General features: G+C 69.0%; 11 protein-coding genes. 6 read left to right on the top strand and 5 right to left on the bottom strand.

Translation table 11 applies throughout. The annotated features are described in order from the left end of the window. Positions 1-272: 272 nt before the first annotated feature. The 3 genes from C5B99_RS08045 to C5B99_RS08055 all read left to right on the top strand — a co-directional run bounded on the left by C5B99_RS08045 (position 273) and on the right by C5B99_RS08055 (position 8,686). Positions 273-5,870 carry a glutamate synthase-related protein gene (locus tag C5B99_RS08045; protein WP_258063120.1) on the top strand — a complete coding sequence of 1,866 codons (5,598 nt, stop codon included), beginning with the start codon at positions 273-275 and terminating at the stop codon, positions 5,868-5,870. Further along, positions 5,867-7,603: a sulfite reductase flavoprotein subunit alpha gene (locus C5B99_RS08050; protein WP_104241244.1), complete on the top strand. Its 1,737-nt coding sequence runs from the start codon at positions 5,867-5,869 to the stop codon at positions 7,601-7,603. The genes C5B99_RS08045 and C5B99_RS08050 overlap by 4 nt, the downstream gene beginning before the upstream one ends. Positions 7,604-7,741: 138 nt before the next feature. Next, positions 7,742-8,686 carry a hypothetical protein gene (locus tag C5B99_RS08055; RefSeq protein WP_104241245.1) on the top strand — a complete coding sequence of 315 codons (945 nt, stop codon included), beginning with the start codon at positions 7,742-7,744 and terminating at the stop codon, positions 8,684-8,686. Positions 8,687-8,791: 105 nt separating this feature from the next. On the opposite strand, the gene C5B99_RS08060 is transcribed toward C5B99_RS08055, so the two are convergent. Continuing rightward, positions 8,792-9,367 carry a dihydrofolate reductase family protein gene (locus C5B99_RS08060; RefSeq protein ID WP_104241246.1) on the bottom strand — a complete coding sequence of 192 codons (576 nt, stop codon included), beginning with the start codon at positions 9,365-9,367 and terminating at the stop codon, positions 8,792-8,794. Between the two features lie 62 nt (positions 9,368-9,429). On the opposite strand from C5B99_RS08060, the gene C5B99_RS08065 reads away from it, so the two are divergent. Beyond that, positions 9,430-10,005 carry a TetR/AcrR family transcriptional regulator gene (locus tag C5B99_RS08065; RefSeq protein WP_258063121.1) on the top strand — a complete coding sequence of 192 codons (576 nt, stop codon included), beginning with the start codon at positions 9,430-9,432 and terminating at the stop codon, positions 10,003-10,005. Positions 10,006-10,109: 104 nt separating this feature from the next. After that, on the top strand, positions 10,110-10,745 hold the full coding sequence (locus C5B99_RS08070) for a TetR/AcrR family transcriptional regulator (protein ID WP_104241247.1): 636 nt from the start codon (positions 10,110-10,112) through the stop codon (positions 10,743-10,745). On the opposite strand, the gene C5B99_RS08075 is transcribed toward C5B99_RS08070, so the two are convergent. After that, entirely contained in the window at positions 10,746-11,021 is a 276-nt protein-coding gene (locus tag C5B99_RS08075) for a hypothetical protein (RefSeq protein ID WP_104241248.1), read from the bottom strand. It lies immediately after the preceding gene. 53 nt (positions 11,022-11,074) lie between these two features. On the opposite strand from C5B99_RS08075, the gene C5B99_RS08080 reads away from it, so the two are divergent. Continuing rightward, the gene (locus C5B99_RS08080) at positions 11,075-11,533 is read left to right on the top strand and encodes a MarR family winged helix-turn-helix transcriptional regulator (RefSeq protein ID WP_104241249.1); all 459 of its coding nucleotides are present in this window, start codon (positions 11,075-11,077) and stop codon (positions 11,531-11,533) included. 35 nt (positions 11,534-11,568) lie between these two features. Here the strand turns inward: C5B99_RS08080 and C5B99_RS08085 are convergent, their stop codons facing one another. The 3 genes from C5B99_RS08085 to pyk form a co-directional block, all read right to left on the bottom strand. Next, positions 11,569-12,672 (bottom strand): NADH:flavin oxidoreductase/NADH oxidase, encoded by a 1,104-nt coding sequence (locus C5B99_RS08085; protein ID WP_104241250.1) that lies wholly within the window; start codon positions 12,670-12,672, stop codon positions 11,569-11,571. Between the two features lie 68 nt (positions 12,673-12,740). Then, positions 12,741-13,775, bottom strand: coding sequence for an alpha/beta hydrolase (locus C5B99_RS08090; protein WP_258063122.1), 1,035 nt, complete (start codon positions 13,773-13,775; stop codon positions 12,741-12,743). Between the two features lie 129 nt (positions 13,776-13,904). After that, positions 13,905-15,362 (bottom strand): pyruvate kinase, encoded by a 1,458-nt coding sequence (gene pyk, locus C5B99_RS08095; protein ID WP_104241251.1) that lies wholly within the window; start codon positions 15,360-15,362, stop codon positions 13,905-13,907. Positions 15,363-15,406: the final 44 nt, after the last annotated feature.

Genomic DNA, 15,406 nt, shown 5'->3' on the forward strand with positions numbered 1-15,406 from the left:
CTCCATCATCTCAGCCGGAGAACGAGGACGCGCATGCAGGGGCGGACGTGGGCAGTCGGAACCACCTGTCCGAGTGCCGTGACCGCGAAATCCGTCGATCGATCATCGGCGCGTGGCCTTGCGCCAGCTTTAGGCAACCCTTACCGTACGTATACCGCTATGCCGCTGGGAACCCCGCACCGCACCAAGTGACGACTCCCGCAGACGAAACCTCCAATGTTGCAGTGTTCGCGTCGCCTTTCCCCTCGCTGCTGTCCCTTGGAGGCATCTTCGTGTCGCAAAAAACCGTTGGTCTGTACCGTCCCGAGCTCGAGAAGAGCGACTGCGGCGTCGGCTTCATCACGCGCAAGGACGGCGTGCAGCACCATGATGTGATCCGGCTCGGAAACGAGGCGCTCTGCGCGATCCCCCACCGCGGAGGCATGTCCGCCGAGGGTGTCGGCGACGGCGCCGGCATCAACGTCGACCTGTCGGTCGAGTTCTTCAGCTCGCTCGTCGGGCGCGAGCTCGAGTCGGGCCTCTTCGGCGTGGGCAACTTCTTCATGCCGAGCGACGTCGAACAGCTCGACGTGGCGCACGAGCTCATCTCCAGCACGCTGCGCGCGCACGGCATCGAGCCGATCCTCGTCCGCGACGTGCCCGTCGACGCCACCGTCGCGCGCCCCGCCGCGGCGCACTACCAGCTGCCCATCGTCCAGTGGATCTTCGTCGCGGCCGAGGGCTGGAGCCGCGCCGAGATGGACGCCGCGGCCAACGCCGCGCTCCTCGACATCGAGGGCATCGCCTACTCCAACGCCGCACTCCAGGGGCTCTACCCCCTGTCGCTGAGCGCCCGCACGCAGACGCTCAAGGGCCGCCTCAACTCGAACGAGGTCATCCCCTACTTCACCGACCTGCTCGACGAGCGCCAGTCGGTTCGCACGCTCTTCTTCCACACGCGCTTCTCGACCAACACGGAGCCGCACCCGAGCATGGCGCAGCCGTTCCGCATGCTCGCGCACAACGGAGAGCTCAACACCGACCGCAAGAACCGCCTCTCCGAGAACGCGCTCGCGACCGCGCGGGGACGCGTCATCGTGCATCCACCTGGACAGTCGGACAGCAGCCGCTTCGACCAGACCCTGCAGAGCCGCGTCTTCGACGACGGGCTCGAGCTCGTCGAGGCCGTCGTCTCGACCATGCCGCCGGCGTGGGAGAACGACCGCACGCTCACCCCGGAGGTCCGGGACATGCTCGAGTTCTTCTCCCTCTACGAGGAGAAGAACGACGGACCGGCAGCACTCGTCTTCAGCAACGGCGACATCATCGGCGCGCGCCTCGACCGCCTCGGGCTGCGCCCGTTGCGCACCGTCGAGACCGACGACTACCTCGTCGTGAGCTCAGAGGCCGGGCAGATCCAGTTCGCACCGGGCAGCATCGTGCGCCGCGGTCGCATCGAAGCGGGCGGGATGCTCTACTTCGACCACACGCAGGGGCGCAGCTTCCGCACGTGGGAGGCGCTCGAGCAGCTCGCCCTCCGGCGCGACTACAGCGCAGACCTCGAAGCAGCGCGCGTCAACATCGAGGACATCGAGCTGCCCGAGATCGACCGGGGAAGCAACACGCTCGGCTACGACGGGGACCTCTCCCCCGCCGGCAGGTACGTCGCGTACTCGCTGAACCAGGAGAGCTTCAAGTTCATGATGGACCCGATGCTCGCCAACGGCACCGAGCGCATCTCCGCCATGGGCTACGGCAACGCCATCAACGCGCTCTCCGACCAGGAGGGCGGGCTCGCGAAGTACTTCTCGCAGCGCTTCGCGCAGGTCACGAACCCGCCGCTCGACAGCATCCGGGAGGCCGACGGCATGACGCTGCGCGTCGCACTCGGCGCCAAGCCCGACGGCGGCAACCAGACGCGGCAGATCGTCGTGCCCTCGCCCATCCTCAGCCACCTCAACATGGTCGCGCTCCGCGAGCAGCGCCTCGCTCCGCTCGAGCGCTTCGAGATCCTCTACACGCCCGTGCAGGGCGACGCCCCCGCCAACGCCGCCTCGCTGCGCGACGCCGTCGAGCGCGTGTGCGACGCCGTGACCTCGTTCGCGCGCGCCCAGGGCGGCATCGCCGTGCTCACCGACCGCAACGTGTCGCGCGAGCTGGCCGCGATCCCCCTCATCCTGGTCATCGCGGCCGTCAACCAGCGGCTCATCCGCGAGGGCCTGCGCCTGCGGGTGTCGATCATCGCGGAGAGCGGCCAGCTGCCCTCCTCGCACCACATCGCCGCCGCGCTCGGCTTCGGCGCCGCCGCGGTCTACCCGCTCTGCGTGCGCCTGCGCGCCGAGGAGCGCTACCCGAGCGGCGCCGCCTCGATCGACACGATCACGGACACGGACCTCGCCGTGGCCCGCTTCGCGAAGGCCGCCGAGAAGTCGCTCATGAAGACCATGGGCCGTGTCGGCCTGTGCACCGTCGAGAGCTACATCGGCGGCGAGTTCTTCGAGCCCAACTACCTCGACACGAAGGACCCGGTCCTCGCCGACTACTTCCCCCACCTCGCCGCCCCGGTCGGCGGCGTGCGCTTCGAGCGCATCGCCCTCGCGGTCGCCGAGTGGCACGAGCGGGCCGTCGCGGTCGCCGACGAGAAGCAGATCCCCCTCCTCGGCCTGTTCAAGGAGCGCCAGGAAGGAGCCGGCCACTCGTTCGGCACCACCGCGGTGCGCGGGTTCATCGACATGACCGAGGAGCCGCGCATCCTCGAGACCACGAAGGCGCCGGAAGCGCCCGCTGCGAGCGACGAGCCGCACCCAGGGCACGACTCGCTGCGACTCCTCACCCTCGGCCAGCTCGGCGACGCGTTCGGACTCGACGACAAGGCGTACACGTACAGCGGATACGGCGCGCTCACGCCGGAGCAGATCGACGCGTTCGAGATCACCCCCGGCTACCGGGACTTCGTCACGAACACCATCCAGGAGCGCACGCGGCGCCCCTCGGCGCTCCGCGACGTGCTCTCGCTGCCCGCAGACGTCCGCCTCGCCTCGACGCCCTCCGAGTTCGCGCGGGAGCTCAGCCGCTTCTCGCTCGAGGGCAACAGCGACGTCCGCGTCCGCGGCCTCGAGATCGAGCACACGGAGAACTCCACCTACGAGCTGAAGCTCACCGGCCCCCTCGGCGGCGAAGCGACCCGCTACGACGCGCTCGCGCAGGTCCTCACGGCCCTCGACGGCGACGCCATCACCGAGACGACCGCGACGGATTCGAAGCTCGAGGTGCGCGTCACCCCGGGCGCACCGAGCATCCTGAGCCTGCTCAGGACAGCGCCGGACAGCATCTCGCTCGACGAGGTGCAGCCCGCGCACGAGATCGCCCGCACCCTCGCATCCGGCGCCATGAGCCACGGGGCGCTCGTCGCGACCGCCCACGAGTCCGTCGCGCACGGCACGAACATGGTCGGCGGCATGTCGAACTGCGGCGAGGGCGGCGAGCACATCACCCGCTACAACACGATCCGGGGCTCGCGCATCAAGCAGTTCGCGTCCGGCCGCTTCGGCATCTGGGCCGGCTACCTCGCCGACCCGATGCTGCAGGAGCTCGAGATCAAGATCGGCCAGGGCGCGAAGCCCGGTGAAGGCGGCCAGCTGCCGGCGCCGAAGGTCACGGTCGACATCGCCGCGGCCCGAGGCGGGACGCCCGGCGTCGAGCTCGTCTCGCCGCCGCCGCACCACGACACCTACTCCATCGAGGACCTCGCGCAGCTCATCCACGACTGCAAGGCAGCCCGGGTGCGGGTCGTCGTGAAGCTCGTCTCGTCGGAGGGCATCGGCACGATCGCCGTCGGCGTCGCCAAGGCGGGTGCCGACGTGATCAACGTCGCCGGCAACACGGGAGGCACGGGGGCGGCCGCCGTCACGAGCCTCAAGTACGCGGGACGCTCGGCGGAGATCGGCGTCGCTGAGGTCCACCAGGCGCTCCTCGCGAACGGACTCAGGCAGAAGGTCGTCCTGCGCTGCTCCGGTGCCCACCAGATGGCAAGCGACGTCGTGACCTCCGCGCTCCTCGGCGGGGACAGCTTCGAATTCGGCACGACAGCGCTCATGATGCTCGGCTGCGTCATGGCGAAGAACTGCAACATCAAGTGCCCCGCCGGACTCACGACCAACCCCGAGGTGTTCGACGGCGACCCGCGCGCCCTCGCCCAGTACCTCCTCAACATCTCGCACGAGGTGCGGGAGATCCTCGCCTCGCTGGGGCTGCGCTCGCTCGGGGAGGCACGAGGGCGCGGCGACCTGCTGCAGCTCCTCGCGCACCCCGCGAGCGTCGGGGACCTCGACGTTCGCGACATGCTCGCGAAGGTTCCCGAGAAGATCGTCGCCAACCCCATCTACCTCGAGAAGGACTTCAGCATCGACGACTCCCTCGTCGAGCAGATCCGGGCCGCCCTCGTCGACCGAGCAGAGCCGTCGATCCTCATCGAAGGCGTCGAGATGGGCAACCGCTTCAAGTCGGTCGGCGGTCAGCTGTCGATCGACATCGAGCGGATGCTCAACTACGAGCTCGATGCAGAGACGGTCGCAGGGCTCCCCGCAGTCGTCGAGGACGAGCGAGGCAGGCGCTCGCTCGTGGACGGCAGCATCATCGTCACGACGCAGGGATCCGCCGGACAGTCCTACGGCGCCTTCAGCAATGACGGCATGCGCCTCGTGCACACGGGAACCGCGAACGACGGCGTCGGCAAGAGCCAGGGCGGCGGAACCATCGTCGTGCTCTCCCCCGGCGGCGGCGGCTCGGAGCCCGGCGAGAACGTGCTCATCGGCAACTTCGCGCTCTTCGGTGCGACGGGCGGACGCACGTTCGTGCAGGGCGAGGCGGGCGACCGCTTCGCAGTGCGCAACTCCGGCGCAACAGCGGTCGTCGAGGGCATCGGCGACTTCGGCTGCGAGTACATGACCAACGGGGCCGTCCTCAATCTCGGCAGGGCGGGCAAGGGCCTCGGCAACGGCATGAGCGGCGGGTTCGTCTACCAGTACGACGCCGACGGCTCGACGCGCGAGAACGTGAGCGCCGACTCCCTGCTCGTGTTCCCCATCACCGACACCAGCCACGGCGACTTCCACGAGGCCGCGGTCAAGCTCCTCCTGCAGTGGCACCTCGACGCGACCGGTTCGCCCCTCGCGGCGCAGATCCTCCGCGACTGGGAGTCCGAGCGCAGCAGGTTCTTCTGCGGTATGCCGCGGGCGCTCCTGCTCTACCAGGACGCCGACAAGATCCTCGCCGCGAAGGGACGCAAGGAGCTGCTGGACGAGCTCTCCACCTCCATCGCAACCCAGCGCATCCGCCTCTTCAAGGAGGCCTACCGCGGCGGTCACCCGGTGATCGGCGGCCGCACTCCCGGCGGCTCGGAGTCGGACCGTGACGACAGGTTCGCCCTGCTCGCCTCCTACGCGGTGCTCAACATCTCGCAGGACATCGCGCTCACCCGAGTGCCAGACGCCAGCGGGCCCGACGACCCCAGGGTGGTCGACGCGGTCCGGAAGCTCATCCTCACCGAGGACTTCTTCGTCATGCAGCGCGTGAACAAGTACCTGCGCGGTGAACTCGACCGGTTCGAGGACGCGGAGCTCGCGGCCCTCATCGCCGCGAAGCGCCTCGAGGACTACAAGGACGCCCTCCGCCTGCGCAACGTGCGCAGCATCGACGCGCCAGGAACGACGGGGTGGATCATGCACCAGAACGTGAAGAACCGCCGGCTCCTCCAGTCGGTGGGCACGGACGAGATCCTCGCGACCGCGGCGATGGTCGACATCGCCCGCGAGCTCGTCGTCACCGAGAAGCGCCAGCAGCCGACGGCCGCGGCCGCTGGTCTCGCTCCGACGGCGGGTGGCCTCGCATGAGCGCGCCGTTCATCCCCGTCGACGCCCCCTTCACCAGGGAGCAGCAGGCATGGCTCTCCGGGTTCATGGCGGGACTCGCCGCGATCCCCACCGCCGACAAGGAGGTTCAGGCCGCGACGCTGACGCTCGAGATCCTCATCGGCACGCAGACCGGGAACTGCGAGTTCGTGGCCGAGGACCTCGCGGCTGCAGCCCGAGCCGCAGGCCTCGCGGCGACGCTCGCCCCGCTCGACTCGGTCTCCCCCGAGGCGTTGAACGGCGAACGCAACATCGTCGTCGTCACGTCCACGTACGGCGAGGGCGAGATGCCGGACAACGCCGAGCTCTTCTGGGAGGAGCTGTCCGCTGACGGTGCTCCGCGCCTCGAGTCGGCGAAGTTCGCGGTCCTCGCGCTCGGAGACAGCAGCTACGACGACTACTGCCAGGCCGGGAAGCTCATCGACACGCGCCTCGAGCAGCTCGGGGCGACGCGTGTCGTGCCGCGCGTGGACTGCGACGTCGACTACGAGGATGCGGCCGCCGAGTGGATCGCGGAGGTGGTCGAGCACTTCGCGGCCCTCCAGCCGAACACCGCCGCTCCAGCGCCAGCCGCTGCCGCCGCGCCGGCCCGAGTGCGCTCGCCGTGGAACAAGAAGACGCCGTACCCGTCGCGCCTCGCCGTCAACCGCGTCCTCTCCGGGCCACGAAGCTCGAAGGAGATCCGCCACTACGAGTTCGATCTCGGCGACAGCGGCATCACGTACGCGGCGGGCGACGCCCTCGCGGTCGTGCCGGTCAACGAGCCCGGTCTCGTCGACGAGCTGCTCGGGCACCTCGGCTTCTCCGGTGACGAAGCGCTCGAGAGCGGCTCGACGCTGCGCACGGCGTTCGAGCGAGAGCTCGACATCACGGCCCCCTCGAAGGACCTGCTCGCGGAGCTCTCCGCGCGGGAGCCGAGCGGAGCCGTCGCGGAGCTCGTGCAGCGCGGCGACAAAGCTCAGCTGGACAGCTGGCTGTGGGGCCGGGACACGCTCGACGTGCTCCGGGCTGCGCAGGGAGTGAGCTTCACCGCAGATGAGTTCGCGTCGCTGCTGCGGCCCATGCAGCACCGCGCCTACTCGATCTCGTCGAGCCCGCTCGCCAGCCCGGACCGCATCCACCTCACCGTGGCCTCGGTGCGGTACGGAACCGAGGCCCGCCGGTACGGCGGCGTGTGCTCAACGTTCCTCGCGGACCGTGTCGGCGACCTCGACCCCGTGCACCTGTTCCTGCAGCCGAACGCGGCGTTCCGCGTGCCTGAGGATGACGACGCCCCCATGATCATGGTCGGCCCAGGCACGGGGATCGCCCCGTTCCGCGGCTTCCTGCACGAGCGTGAGGCGCGCGGCGCATCCGGACGCAACTGGCTGCTCTTCGGCGACCAGCACCGCGACAGCGACTTCATCTACGAGGAGGAACTCGCGGGGCTCACCGAGCGCGGTGTCCTCGACCGCCTCGACCTGGCGTTCTCGCGCGACCAGGCGGAGAAGATCTATGTGCAGACGCGGATGCTCGAGCACAGCGCCGAGCTCTACGCCTGGCTCGAGGAGGGTGGGCACTTCTACGTCTGCGGTGACGCATCGCGCATGGCGAGAGACGTCGACGACGCCCTCCACGCGGTGGTCGCGCAGGAGCGAGGAGTGACGGCTGAAGGCGCGGCAGAGTACGTTGCCGCGTTGAAGCGCCAGAAGCGCTACGTGAGGGACGTGTACTGAGCCATGCTGCCGGAGGACACCGCGGGCAGGGATGAGGTCTGCGGGGCGAACGGGGACTGCCCGTGCGCGCGGCGTCGCGGCGGTGGGCTCCGAGGTCTCGGGCGGGATGGCGCAGTCGGCGCGGCCCACTCCCGGCAGGTGAGCGCGCTCAACGCTGGGACGCTCGATCGGCTGCTGTCGTCGCCGCACACCATGCTCCGCAAGGTGACGCTGTCGCCGGAGGCCCTCGCCTACGGTCTTGTCGGGTTCGGCACGGCGACGGCGACCACCAGCAACGGCGCGTGCACGATCCACCAGATCGGCAGCTACGACCTGCCGACGGCTTGTGGTCGGGCGCTGCGCGCGCCGTCCGCCTGGATCACGTTGCGGGTTCGTCCGGCGTCGCTCGGCGTCGCGGTGATCGCCCACGAGGAGGGCGTGCAGGGGGCGCTCCCCAGTCTGTACGTCTATTCCATCGACGGGCGCCTCGTGCACCGGGTGCTTGTCCACTCTGCCCAGGACGCCCGGCTGCTCGCGCGCCTCGGACGTTCTCGGCCGCCGAGCGAGGCGCAGCTGCGCATCCTGCAGCTGGCTGGGGAGGCCGCGGCGGACTGGCGCGACGGCGATCAGCTCGCGCAGCTGGATGCGATCCTCGATGCGGGTGGGTCCGATCGACACGCCGCGCTGGTGCGCGGGAACGCTGCTCGCTCTGGCTGGGGTGTCGGTGGCGTCGGCAACAGCCGCGCCGTGGATCCCTCGCTGCTCCCCGCGGTGTTCGAGCACCTGAGCTCGGTCGGGTTGCCGGTCTGCGTGGGTGTTCCGTCGAGTGCTGTGCTGCAGCTGGGCGCGGGGTTGGTGCACCTCGTGGAACGTGTCGGCGCGCTCCTGGTCGTCTCGCTCGGGGACGGCGTCATCGAGCTCGATCTCGGCGCGGTGCGCTCATGTCTGCTCGTGGCGGCCTGTGGGCCGCGGGGTCGCACGTCGACACTGGAGGTCTACGATGACCGAGCTCGCTGCGTGGCCGTGGTGACGCAGCTCGGGCTGGTCTCGGCCGATGTGCATCGTGCCTGGGAGCACATGCTGGAGTCGTTGCCCGCTGCGTGAGGTCGTCGACAGGGACTCGGGAGACTTGGCCCGGTCGCGCCCGGGGTCTGACACCAGGACGTCGTTGACACAGCGGTGGGGGCGACGTCCGCGCGATCACGATGCTCACGCTCTGCCGCTGGAGACGTATTCCTCGACCACGACACCCGACTCGAAGGAGCGGGTTCCGGTCAAGGTGAACGCACGCGGCTCGTAGGGGGCACTCCCGAAGATGGGGATGCCGGAGCCGAAGACGACGGGATTGCGCTTCAAGACGAGGCGGTCGATCTCCGGCAGGAGTGCGCCGGCGAGCTCCCCACCACCGCAGAGCCAGACGTCCAAACCGTCTTCCCGTTTCAGGCCGCGGATCGTGGCGAGCGGATCGTGAGTGACGGTGATCTCCGGGTCGAGGTCGTGTGCCCGGCGGCTCGCAACGATCTGACGCAGATGGGGGTATGGACTGTCGATTCCGATATCGAGCGCGGGGGCCAGCGTGTTCCACCCCATGATCACCGTGTCGAATCGCGTCTTGGGCGGTTCGATTCCCAGTGCGGCCTGCACGTGCGCGGGCAGCGCGTCCGCATACTCACCGAACACCACAGATGCGTGGTCGCCATCGACGAGGAACGCATCGAACCCGCCGGTTGGGTCAGCAATGTACCCGTCGATGCTGACGGCGACGTAGTAGACGAGGTTCCTCACAGCATCTCCAATCACGACAAGTGTCGTAGTTAAAGTACAACAGGAGTTGTGGTCTAACTACCATGGGCGGCATGGCCCGCAACGAAGAACGACGCACAGCTCTTGCCGACGCCGGGATTCGCGTGCTGGCCGAAGAAGGCGCCCGCGGTCTCACCCACCGCGCCGTCGACGCCGCCGCAGGCACGCCCCGCGGCACAGCCTCGAACTACTTCCCGACCCGGGACGATCTCATCTCCGCGCTCGTCGGCCGCATCGGAGAGAGGCTGACACCCGAGCCCGAGGCTGTTTCCTCGCGTAGCGCTCGGCCACCCGACCGGGAGCTCTTCGCCGACTACCTGCGTGACGTCGTCAGGCGCCTCGGTATTGACCCACATGTGTCGCTCGCCCTCTTCGAGCTGCGGCTAGAAGCCGGACGACGTCCTGCTGTGGCCAAGGCGCTCGGAGCGTGGCGGCAGGGAGCCTTCCGGGAGGATGTCGCGTTCAACGAAGACTCTGGCCTGCCAGGAGGGCAGACGGAGATCGCCCTGTTCCACTACGCCATCGACGGATTGATGCTCGACCACCTCACCGCACCGATCGATACTGGATTGTCCGTCGATGCCGCCATAGACGAGTTCGTCGACCGCATTCTCCGGTAGTCCCGTCCCCAGAGTCGCCATGCCGCGTCAGCAGCATTCTCTCCAGCCGGTACGTCGGCGTGTGTGAACGCGTTCACTGAACTTGTTCGAGGTAGCCTTCGGGCATGTCGACACCACGCGCAGAGGTCAAGCGGCTCACGCACTCCCGCGTGGTCGATGTGGCCGCACACCTCTTCGTCGAGAAGGGGTTCGCTGGCACGAGCATCCGCGGAATCGCGAAGGCGGCGGGCGTGAGCGTCGGCACGGTCATGTCCGTGGGCGACAAGAGCGCGCTGCTGGTGCGGGTCTTCGACCTCCTCGTCGAGGCGGAAGTTGCCGAGCGGACCGCCCTCATCAGCCGGGCTCGTGCCACGGTGGCCGGGCACCCCGAATCCACCGTCGCCGGGGCGAATGCCGGGGGCAATTGCCCGGACAGGCTCGTGGGTTTCACGGCACCGCTCGTCGCGCTGTTCACGCGCCACGACGAGCTTGCGCGCGCCTACGCGTCCACTCTCATCTCGGGCGGGCGTGAAGCGGGGCTCTTCTCGGATCTGGCGACCGGTCTGACCGATAGGTTCCGCACCGTGATCACCGAGCGCGGATGCACCGCCGAGGACGACGCCGCCGCGCGAGCGGGTGCGCTGTACTTCGCGTTCGTCGGGCTGCTCTTCACAGCCGCCGCGGCTGGCACCTCCGACCCCGAAGCGCTCGCCGCTGACGTCCGCGGGGCGTTCGGCGCGATCTGCGCCTGCCTGGAGTGACTAGGCGGTGGTCCGCGTCGAGTCCGGCTCTCGTCGCTCATCGTTCGGGCAGAGGATGCTGCTCGGCTGATTGGCGCCGACGCCTCGCCTGATCTCGTGCTCGGAGTACGGGTGCCCGCAGTCCCGGCAGGACGCGGGTGCTCGGACGGGATCCGTTCGCGCGACTCCCCCGGTGCCCACCTGTGCTGGCCCCATGAACGGGAACAGCAGCTGGTTGAGCCGATTCCACCATCCGGGCTGACCCTTGTAGGGATTGGGGAGTCTGTCGCTGGCCATGATCGTTAGTGTACTAACTATTCGTGGCCTGTGTGCGCGACTAGTCTGGACCTGTGGATCTCCTCGCGCTCGACAAGCAGCTCTGCTTCGCCCTGGCCGCGGCCAGCCGGAGCGTCATCTCGCTCTACCGACCCATCCTCGAGCCGCTCGGTCTCACGCATCCGCAGTACCTGGTGATGCTCGGGCTCTGGGAGAACGACGGGCAGACACTCGGTCAGCTGGCGAGGGCCCTGCATCTGGAGCCTGCCACGCTCAGCCCGCTCGTGAAACGACTCGAGACCTCTGGCCTGGTCACCCGCAGTCGGCGACCAGACGACGAGAGAGCCGTCGAGATTCGTCTCACTCCCCCGGGCCTCGAGCTGCGGGCCAAGGCCGAGGAGGTGCCGGTCAAGGTCGTCGCGGAGCTCGGGTGGACCCTCCCCGAACTCGAGGCGCTCAAAGACACGCTCACCCGGCTTCTCGACGACTCGACGACGGCCAGGGCCGAGGGGGCGCGCGAGCCCCGCAGCTAGCTCTGCAGGCCAGCTACCAGGGAGCTACCGGGGCGCTAGCCCATGGTCGCGCGCCAGTACTGGGGTGCGACGAGGCCGACTTGCCCGTCTCCCAGCTGCACAGCGGCGTGCACCGGCCAGTTCGGGTTGGCGAGCGCGGCTCGGCCGATCGTGATCCCGTCGGCATCGCCTCCCACCAGGATCGCCTCGGCGTGGCGCGCTTCGGTGATCTGGCCGACCGCCGTCACAAATGCGGTCTCCGCGGGGAGCGCCTCGCGGACCGCCCGGGCGAGCGACACCTGGTAGCCGGGGCCGACCGGGCCGGTGAAAGCGCCGATGCCACCGCTGGAGAGGTCGAACACGGTGACGCCCAGCTGGTGCACGAGCTTTGCGAGGTCGACGGTCTCGGCGATGGTCCAGCCGCCCTCCACCCAGTCTTCGCCGGAGAAGCGGATCGCCAGAGGCTTCTCCGCCGGCCAGTTGCGCCGCACCTCGGCGACGACCTCGAGGACGAAGCGAGTGCGGTTCTCGAACGAGCCGCCGTACTCATCGGTCCGCTCGTTCGAGAGCGGCGAGAGGAACTCGTGCAGCAGGTAGCCGTGAGCCGCGTGAATCTGCAGTGCGTCGAAGCCCGCCTCGTCGGCGCGGCGGGCCGCCCTGCCCCAGTCGGTCACGAGGCCTGAGATCTGCGTGACGGTGAGTTCGGCAGGCACCGCGAGCCCGAAGACATCGGTGCTCGACGGGGCCTGCGCACTCCAACCGCCCTCGTCCGCGGGAACGGTGCCTCGTGCCGTCTCCGGCAGAGCCGGGTAGGCGGATGCCTTGCCGCCGGCATGGCCGAGCTGGATGCCGGCAGCAGCGCCCTGCTCATGCAGGAAGTCGACGATGGGGCGCCACGCCTCCGTGTGCTCGTCGCTCCAGATTCCCGTGTCCTCCGGCGAGATGCGGCCCTCGGGGACGATCGCTGTCGCCTCCGTCCAGACCAGCCCGAACCCGCCGCTCGCGCGCGCACCCAGGTGCACGAGCTGCCAGGACGTGGGAAGACCGTCCCGGCGCGTCACCGAGTACTGGCACATCGGTGCGAGGAACGTGGCGTTGCGCAACGGCAGGCCGCCACCTTCCATGCTCGGCAGGGTGACGGGTGACAGAAGACGGCTCATGCTGACCTTTCGACGTTGGGGCACACGCGGTCCAACAGTGATTCGGCCGCTGTTGTTCCCGCTGCGGATCAGTGGAGGTACGCCTTGAGCCACCGAGTCATGGCCGCGAACGCCTCAGCCCGCACCGGCGGGGCGGAGAGCAGCACGTCGTGCAGCGCGCCGTCCAGGCGACGAACCGTGACCGTGTCGCCGAGATTGAGTGAACGCCGCGCGATGTCGTCGACGCGCAGCACGGAATCGGAGGTGCGCATCGACTCATGCCAGATCGGCGACAGCGTGCTCCGCGATGACAGGAGCGTCAGGACGGGCGACCGGATGTCGAGCCCCACGGCGACTGCCGCGTGGCCGGCGAGGATCGCGTGGAGCCAGCCAGCTCGCACGGTGAAGCTCGGCGTCGGCCGCCAGCGGTCGTCGAACTCCCACTCGCCACCTAGCTCCTTCTTCACCGCCCGCGTGTAGAAGCCGAAGTCGATGTTGTTGAACGTATCCGTGGGGCGGAGCTGGGCCGCGAGCGTCATGAGCGGGGTCAGCGCCGTACGCACCGCTGCTCTGGTCTGCAGCTCGAGCCACGGGCTGTTCAGGATGAGCGCATCCACGCGACCTGGGTTCCGGTCCGCCCAGAGGCTCAGCGTGAGGCCACCCGTGGAGTGGCCGATGAGGATGAGCGGATGCCGGCCCCGGCGGTGCCCACCCGGCCCATGCCCCATGACCTCGAGGGCCCGTTCCAGCTCCTCGTCGTAGGTCGCGAGGTCGGTGACGAACCCGGGCGTCTGGTAGTCGCGGAGGCTGCGGCCGTACTTGCGCAGGTCGAGCGCGAAGAAGCGTGCGCCCTCGCTCGCCCAGTAGTGAGCGTGGTGCTTCTGAAAGAAGTAGTCGGACCAGCCGTGCACGTAGAGGATGTCAGCTCCACGTGCTGGGCCCCGCGCGAAGCGGTCCGCCCGCGGCCCGCGAACGAGCGTCGCGACGACCTGGCCCTCATGGTCGGGCTTGAGCGGCAGGTCGAGGGCCGAGAAACCGGAACCGAGGATATCCGGTCGCCATTCCGTGGCGGCGACAAGCGCATCTCTGACGTCCAGCGCGGTGGACCCCTGCACCGGACTCACGACTCGCTCCGCGCCTCGACGATCGACATGGTGAAACGATACCCAACGTGGGGCCGCCGCGGGTTCTCACCGACGACAAGAGGCCGGTGAGAACCGTTGGGTCCTCACCGGCCTCTCGGCGGCGTGCGGCTAGCGGGTGTGCTTGCCCTCGTACGCGGGGACGACGCGGTCGTCATCGACGCCCACGCGGTGCACGCGGAGGTCGTTGGTGGTGCCAGCGCGGCCCGGCGGCATGCCGGCGACGACCACGACGACGTCGCCCGCCTGGGCGAGGCCGTTCTCCATGAGGTACTTGTCGACCTGCCCGATCATCTCGTCGGTGTGCGTGACGCGCTCCACGATGGCGGCCTTGACGCCCCAGTAGAGGTTCATGCGACGCGCGATGTGCGGCGACGGGGTGAACCCGAGCACGGGGATCTCGGTGCGCAGGCGCGCCATGCGCCGCACCGAGTCACCGGACTCCGTGAACACGCAGTAGTACTTCGCCTTGAGGAACTCGCCCACTTCCGACGCGGCGAGGGTGATCGCGCCGCCCTGCGTGAAGGGCTTCGTGCCCAGCGGCGGGATGCGGTCCAGGCCGTGCGTCTCGGTCGACTCGATGATGCGCGCCATGGTGCGCACCGCCTCGATCGGGAACGCGCCGACGCTGGTCTCGCCGGAGAGCATGAGCGCGTCGGCGCCGTCGAGGACGGCGTTGGCGCAGTCGGATGCCTCCGCGCGGGTGGGGCGCGGGTTCTCGATCATCGTCTCGAGCATCTGCGTCGCGACGATCACGGGCTTCGCCCAGCGGCGAGCCTGCTGGATCGCGTTCTTCTGCACGATCGGGACCTGCTCGAGAGGAAGCTCCACGCCGAGGTCGCCGCGGGCGACCATGATGCCGTCGAACGCGTCGACGATCTCGTTGAGGTTCTCGACGGCCTGCGGCTTCTCGATCTTCGCGATCACGGGAAGGCGGATGCCCTCCTCGTCCATGATCGCGTGGACGCGGTTGATGTCCTCCGCCGAACGCACGAACGACAGGGCGATGATGTCGGCGCCGATGCGCAGACCCCAGCGCAGGTCGTCCTCGTCCTTCTCGGACAGGGCTGGCACGTTCACGGCGACGCCGGGCAGGTTGATGCCCTTGTTGTTCGAGACCTTGCCTGGCACCTCGACGCGGGTCGTGACGGTCACGCCGTCGGTCTCCACGACGCGCACGAGCACCTTGCCGTCATCGATGAGCAGCGGGTCGCCCGGCTTCACGTCGGTGGGCAGGCCCTTGTAGGTCGTGCCGACGAGGTCCTTCGTGCCGGGCACGTCCTGGGAGGTGATCTTGAAGATGTCCCCGACCGCGAGGTGGTGGGGGCCGTCCTCGAACTTCTCGAGACGGATCTTCGGTCCCTGCAGGTCGACCAGGATCGCGACGGGAACGCCGAGCTCCTCGGCGGCATCCCGGACGAGGGTGTAGTTCTCGGTGTGCACGGCGTGGTCGCCGTGGCTGAGGTTGAAGCGCGTGACGTTGACGCCGGCGCCGATGAGGGCGCGGATCCCTTCAGGGGTGTTGACGGCTGGACCGAGGGTGGCGACGATCTTCGCTCTACGGCTCATGCATTAACTCCGGTTCGTCGAAACTGTGGTGCGCCGAGAGGCGC

The sequence above is a fragment of the Pseudoclavibacter sp. Z016 genome (assembly GCF_002931215.1).
Classification (GTDB): domain Bacteria; phylum Actinomycetota; class Actinomycetes; order Actinomycetales; family Microbacteriaceae; genus Pseudoclavibacter.

Excerpts from the sequence above, each read along its gene's own strand:
- C5B99_RS08050 (WP_104241244.1), top strand. The coding sequence starts at position 5,867 with ATGAGCGCGCCGTTCATCCCCGTCGACGCCCCCTTCACCAGGGAGCAG.
- C5B99_RS08065 (WP_258063121.1), top strand. The coding sequence starts at position 9,430 with ATGGGCGGCATGGCCCGCAACGAAGAACGACGCACAGCTCTTGCCGAC.
- C5B99_RS08070 (WP_104241247.1), top strand. The coding sequence starts at position 10,110 with ATGTCGACACCACGCGCAGAGGTCAAGCGGCTCACGCACTCCCGCGTG.
- C5B99_RS08075 (WP_104241248.1), bottom strand. The coding sequence starts at position 11,021 with ATGGCCAGCGACAGACTCCCCAATCCCTACAAGGGTCAGCCCGGATGG.
- C5B99_RS08085 (WP_104241250.1), bottom strand. The coding sequence starts at position 12,672 with ATGAGCCGTCTTCTGTCACCCGTCACCCTGCCGAGCATGGAAGGTGGC.
- pyk (WP_104241251.1), bottom strand. The coding sequence starts at position 15,362 with ATGAGCCGTAGAGCGAAGATCGTCGCCACCCTCGGTCCAGCCGTCAAC.